This is a genomic window from Bacteroides sp. 1_1_30 (assembly GCF_020982715.1).
In the GTDB taxonomy this organism is placed as follows: Bacteria; Bacteroidota; Bacteroidia; order Bacteroidales; family Bacteroidaceae; genus Bacteroides; species Bacteroides xylanisolvens.
The window spans coordinates 1-5,995 of record NZ_JAJKHN010000156.1; the positions used below are offsets into that span (position 1 = coordinate 1).

Consider the following 5,995-nt stretch of genomic DNA (forward strand, 5'->3'; position numbering starts at 1 on the left):
AGCAGACCGAAGTTGAAGCCGATTGCGAACGCATCCTCGTGCCATACCAGCTCCTTGATTTTGGCTGCACCGATAATCTTCATCGGGTCGTTCTCACCGAAGGCACGGGTCAGCTGCAACGAGTGGAGAACGTCCGCATCCACCACGCCGCTGTCGGCCTGCACGCCGTTGCTGGTGGAAAGCTGCACACGGTACGGAATGGTCAGACGGTACTGCATCGGTTTCAGCGTGTAGGCCTTGTCCAGCGATGCCGTACTCTGGTAGAACTGGGCGCCAAGCGTGGATACATAGCCGTATTCCACCTGTTTTAAATCGTAGCGACGTTGGATGAAGTAGTTCCGGTGTGCTTTCAACGATCCCTTCAGACCGTAGATCTGCGGGTAGGTCTGTTTCGCGCCGTCCGCACCCACCGGCATTTCGTTCAGGAACGGGTAGATGTATTTGAAGATACCGGACTTGTTGTACAGGCGCGAGCACCACTTCTTCATCTGTTCGGTGTCAAAATGGTCAACGGCCTTCTGGATGCTGAAGGCGCTCATGAAGCTTGCGCCCCCGTTCCATCCGCCCACCATAATCTCCACAATCATGTCCCAGCAGTTGGCCACGATGAGGTTCCACAGCCACGAGTTGTGTCCCTGCATCACGTAGGCACCGTCGCGCTTCGTCTGGCGGTTGTCGTCATACTTCCCGGTCAGGAACGACTTGTTGTCAGAACCCAACTGGCAGTCGCCGTCATAATAGTCAATCGACCACTTCACACCGTCCCATGTGCGGATAAGCATGTTCTTCGCAAGCTGGTCCACGCCGAGGTTGAACTGCACGTACAGATAGTAGGCAATCAGGTGGGGAAGGTCGAAATACTTCCCGGCCTCTTTCCTGAACGTTTCGCTCTGCCATTTGGCGGTAGGGAACTTGTCACCGTCGTCCTCATAGTCCACCCCCTCGAACGAATGGGATTCCGTGCTGTAAACCATGTTCCTGCCCGCAGGCGTTTCCTTTACGCACCGGTAGACGAAACTCATCATGCGGTCGGTGGCCTTGTACATCTTGTCATATACGTCATCCTTGCCTAAATGCTCATCCAGATTCGGTTCTTCCTCTGCATCCCCTCCGCCGTCTGTCCAAAAGGTGTCTTTCGGGTGGTTGAACTCCAGTCCTCCGTCAAAGTTGTAATCCATGAAATCCTTATGCTCCGGTTCGGTACTCGGCAACCAGTGGAACAGGCACAGCGGATTGGAGTTGTTCAGCGTCTCGAAGCAGACGGGCAGGTACTGCTTGTGTCCTTCCTCGTCGGCTTCCAGATAGTTCAGCGTGTCGCCCTCGCCCCATTTCTCGCCGCCGATGGTCTCATCCTGCCCGAAGATGGGGTAGCTGTCGCTCTTCTCGTTGTTCATGTTGTACTGGCCGTAATAGGTCAGGTCTTCGTCGGCACTCTTCGCTACGAACAGGTCGCACGGCAGGCCGTCGATGGCCGAACGGTAATCATCCTCCAGCCCATGGTCTTTGGCGTAACGCTGGGCAGGAGTAAGCAGCCCCATCTCTTTCAGTCCGTCATTGATAAGCTTCGCACCTCCGGTATTGGTGGTCATGGACGAGTCCGAGAAGTCGCATTTGGAACATGCCAGCTTCGCGCCTACGGAGTTCCTGCGCAACTTGAAGAGATTTTTCTTGCCGGTAGTTACCACCGGATTCTTCTGCCTGCCGTTTCCGTCAATCTCCCCGTAGCTCAATGTAACCGTCCGGCCGCTTGCCGTCTTCTGGAAGTAGAAACGGAAGTTCTTTCTGGCATAGTTCACGGAAGAAGTACCCTGAATACGGACATATACGTTGGTAAGGATAAAGTCAAGCGTCCTGTCCTCTCCGTTATAGAAACGGACCTCCCTTACCAGTTTGTTGGCCTTCTTGTCGTTCAGCTGGGCCAGTGCATCCACCACGTTCAGCGTGTCGCTCTCGCTCGGAACCTCACTGCCCACGCTGCCCGTGCCTATCAGTACCAGGATCGAGTTCCGGCGCTTCTTCATCAGCCCCATCAGCTTCTCCATGCTTACCGTGTCTCCTTCGTTCAGCACGCGGTTGTCCTCGTCCAGCGAGCGCACGCCCGGTTCCCCGTCGGCATCCTCCAGGTGGTTGCGGTCCACGATGTAGTTATTCAGCACCTCGTCCGAGGTCAGCGCCTTGTTATAGATGCGCACGCTCTTCACGTTCAGGTCGGCACCCGCCGACTTGAACTCCAGCTGGCTTTGGATATTGAAGTTCACCTTGTCCAGCCACTTCGAGGCAGCCGATTCCTCACCGTTCACATAGAAACCGATGAGCGTCCGCTGTTCGTTCGTCTGCACATTGGGATAGAACACGTAGGTAATGCGGATGTTCGTGCCAGGCTGGAACTTCGTACCCACCGAGTCCTCATAGCGCAGCACCTGTCCGGCATCCATCGCCTCGGTCACCACACCGGTCAGGAACTTGGCCTCTTCCGGGGTCACAATCAGCCCGTACCGGTTCCCGTTGTCCAGCTGTCCCAGACAGGTGATCAGCTCCGCGTTCGTGTCCGTCACGTTGGCCGTGCTGTATTCTATCTCCAGCGTCATGCCCACATCACGGATGGCAAACCCTTCGGGCTTCTCCGCCTCGTTGAAGGGACGGTAACCGCCGTCAGCCGTCAAGGTCATGCCCGCACCGCCGGCCAGCAGCAGGCGGTCCTTGTGCCAGCCGCTTCCGGCTCCGAATTCGTTCACGCTCCACAGCACGTCCCGGAACTCCATGCGCTTGTCACCGCTCACCCAGCTGGCCGGGTTGTTCTCCGTGTTGCTTCGCCCGAAGGCATCGAACGTGCACACGGCATCCGGTGCCAGGGTGGCTTCAATGTCGGGGTGCGATGTCGTGTTCACCTGCACCTCAAGCACGGCATCGCCGCACGACACACGGTAGTCCAGCGGTTCCACGTTCACGTTCGTCCGTCCGTAGCTGCCGGTCTCACCGCGTTGGAGCAGGTCTTCCTTCACAACGCTGTCCCCATTCATCACCTTCACACGTGCCGTGTACGCATCACGCTCGTAGCCGGCATACGTGAAGTTCCAGGCAGTGAACTGCTCGGCCTCCAGCTCCGGATGTTTCCAGTCGCGCTGGAATCCGGAAGCCCGGTGGCTGAACATCATGCCGGCATAGGCCGTCACACCTGCTCCGGCCTTCAGCAGGGTCAGGTAATGAACCTCGCTTGTCACACCGGAGTTCTCGTGCAGGGCATAGGCTTCCACCACGTTCGTACCTTCCTGCATCTGCGTCAGCGGGATGGTCACGTTCTTCTGCTGCACACCGCTTCCGGCCGAAAGGCCGAGGGTATAGGGCTGCCCGCCGTTGATACGGTAATAGATGTTCTTCTCACCGCTCGTACCCTTGGCTGTGAATGGAATGTTCACATCATTTTTATATCCCCCGTCGGCCAGTCCGTTACCCACCGAATAAGTGGTACTTAATTCCATAGCCACCATTGTTACCCGGGCTGTGGCGGTTTTCATCAGCGTGCCGCCCTGGTAGGTACACTGCGCTTCAACCTGCACCGTATAGGTCGTGGCATCCTTCAGGTAGGGCGATGCGTCAAAGGTATAACCCTGCCCGGCGGTAACACCCGCAAACTCCGCATCCTGGAATTCGGTAATCACCGTGGAGCCGCGTTTAACAACCACTTTCGCCTTCAGGTCGCTGTAACCGTCAACCTCCGCACCACCGGCAGTACCGACGCTTACCGCATATTTTACCACGAACCCGGTACCGAGTGCCAGGTACTGCTGTGGGGGAAGCCCCGCACCGCTGCTGTCAGTCAGGTCAATGTTCACCACCACCTTGTCGTCGTCGGTGTACTTTGAAAAGCGCACCTCCTTCGAACTTTCACCGCCCTTGTTATCTTTCTGTTTCACGGTCATCACGTACTGGGTGCCGTCCTCGCTGTCCTGCACATCCACGTCCGTTACCGTGCCAACCAGCGCATCGAACACCGCTCCGGATGTAGGGGCTTTCGTTTCCCCGCTCACCAGTTCCTCGGTAGGCGTGGCCTTGTCGTCGATGCTCTTCACGTAGTTTTCTACAAGTCGGCCGCTTACGGGCAGCCCGCCGGTTGCGGTGTCACCGCTCCAGTCCGTATGCTGCATGTCCAGCCCGTCCTGGTCATATACCTTCTTTGCCATAATATATCGCTTTAGTCATTATTCATTTGTTTCTTCGCCACCCGTCGGTCCGGCTCCACGGCTTGTCGCCTCTCCAGAACCCGCTGCCGAAACAGCTGCTTATGGCAGACCACACCAGCCTCGCTCCGGCATAGACGGCCGATAGGGCACGTTTACCGACATATACAGCCGTTATTTCCTTACCGCCTACTGTTATCATCGTCACTCCTCCTCATAAATCAGATACAGCGTATTCGCATCCTTGTCCTGCAATGCCTCATAGGCTCCCTCACTCATTACCTCATGCCGGTAGGCCAGCAGTCTCAGGCTGCCTCCCGTTCCGGCATATACGGCATCACCCAGCAGGTAAAGCTTGTCCGGCAATATGGCTGTCCGGTCCGCATTCATGAACATGCCGGCAGGGGGCACACCCGCCACGTCCCAGTCCCCGTACAGGGTGGAGTCCATGTGGTAGGCGAATTTCCCGGCACCGGCCACATACACCACGCTGCCGCCCGGCTTGGTACACTTGTCAGGTAAAACGTTCCCGGTCTCCATCCATGAGGAAAAGCGTGCGGTAGCCCCGCCGATGGCTGCTGTCGTGGTCTGTTCCACCTTGACTGCGGCATTTTCTGCCTTGGTTGCCGCTTCGTTGGCCTTGGCAGCGGCTTCCGTGGCGGCCTGCGTCTTTTCCTCCAGTCCGGCTACAGCCCCTTCCGCCTTCTTGGCGGCAGCCTCGGCACGGGCGGCGGCATCGCTCGCAGGTTTCCCAATCAGTTCCAGGGGTACGTTCACCATCTTGCCGTCTTTCTCGCCGGGCAGTGATTTCACACCGCTCAGCGAGGTGACGGTTTCCAGGTCCTCCACACCGGTCGAACTCTGGAGCACACGGTCCAGCACTTCCTGAACCAGTTCTTCTTGTGTCATTTCTGCCATAATCATTCGTTTTTATCGGTTTCTGACCCGCCCAGAATTTCGTTCAGGGCATCTATCACATTGGGAAGACAATAGCGTTCCACCGCCATGCGTATCATTCCGGTTTCCTCATCACTGAACTCGGTCTCGCCGGTACTCTCGAAAATCTTGAACGCAAGCCGGTGGGCCTTGATGCCGCTGACACGCGTATACAGCAAATCGGCTATCTGCTCACGTGCATCGAAAACTTCCCTCGTCTGACGGGCTATCCCGGTGGGGACGCTGAAATTCCTGAAATCTAGCTTTTTCATATTTGATCGTTTTTTAGGATGAATGATTCAATATCTGGTAACGGAAACCGTCCGCCTTGGTAATGAGTACCATCACGGAGTCCCCGGAGGCCATCTCGTAGTCCTGCATACCTTCATTGTGGTTGTAGATGCCCTTCAGTATGATGTTCTTCGACCCCGGCCTGACCCTGAATGTAACCACTGCGGCAAAGTCCGACGGAAGATTGCGGAGCCCGAACTGTGACGCGACGGAACTCTCCGCAGGTAACGTGACCTCAACCCTGCCGTAATTGGGATTGTTGTAGTACATCAGAATGATGTTATGCTGCGAGAAATCGACCGTGTAGTTTCCACTTCCGAAAGTAAGCAGCTTGGCTTTCGTGTTGATGAACGCAGGGGCGAGCAATGCCGCGTTGCTGCAGATACCGTAGTTCTTCGTACCGCCGGTAACATCTATGAACAGCCCGTAGTTCGCCTGGTCGAAGCCGTAATTCCCGTAAATATTGGGGGCTGAATTCACGATACGGCCGGCAGCGGTAAAAGCTCCTCCCGAAGAAGACGGTATCACATCATCACCGAACATCACATATCCTTTGCTGCCGCCGACACGGAAAAAATCATCATAAATGG

Annotated in this window: 3 protein-coding genes and 2 pseudogenes; all 5 read right to left on the bottom strand. The window is 56.3% G+C overall.

Features of this window, described 5'->3' with window-relative positions; translation table 11 throughout:
* Positions 1 to 4,181 (bottom strand): annotated as a pseudogene (locus LPH68_RS25275) (hypothetical protein); the annotation flags it as partial.
* A gap of 22 nt (positions 4,182 to 4,203) precedes the next feature.
* Positions 4,204 to 4,380 carry an MFS transporter gene (locus LPH68_RS25280; protein ID WP_230297216.1) on the bottom strand — a complete coding sequence of 59 codons (177 nt, stop codon included), beginning with the start codon at positions 4,378 to 4,380 and terminating at the stop codon, positions 4,204 to 4,206.
* 2 nt (positions 4,381 to 4,382) lie between these two features.
* Positions 4,383 to 5,102, bottom strand: coding sequence for a hypothetical protein (locus LPH68_RS25285; protein WP_338150690.1), 720 nt, complete (start codon positions 5,100 to 5,102; stop codon positions 4,383 to 4,385).
* Entirely contained in the window at positions 5,099 to 5,386 is a 288-nt protein-coding gene (locus LPH68_RS25290; protein ID WP_230297218.1) for a hypothetical protein, read from the bottom strand. The genes LPH68_RS25285 and LPH68_RS25290 overlap by 4 nt, the downstream gene beginning before the upstream one ends.
* Positions 5,387 to 5,399: 13 nt before the next feature.
* Positions 5,400 to 5,995 (bottom strand): annotated as a pseudogene (locus LPH68_RS25295) (hypothetical protein); the annotation flags it as partial.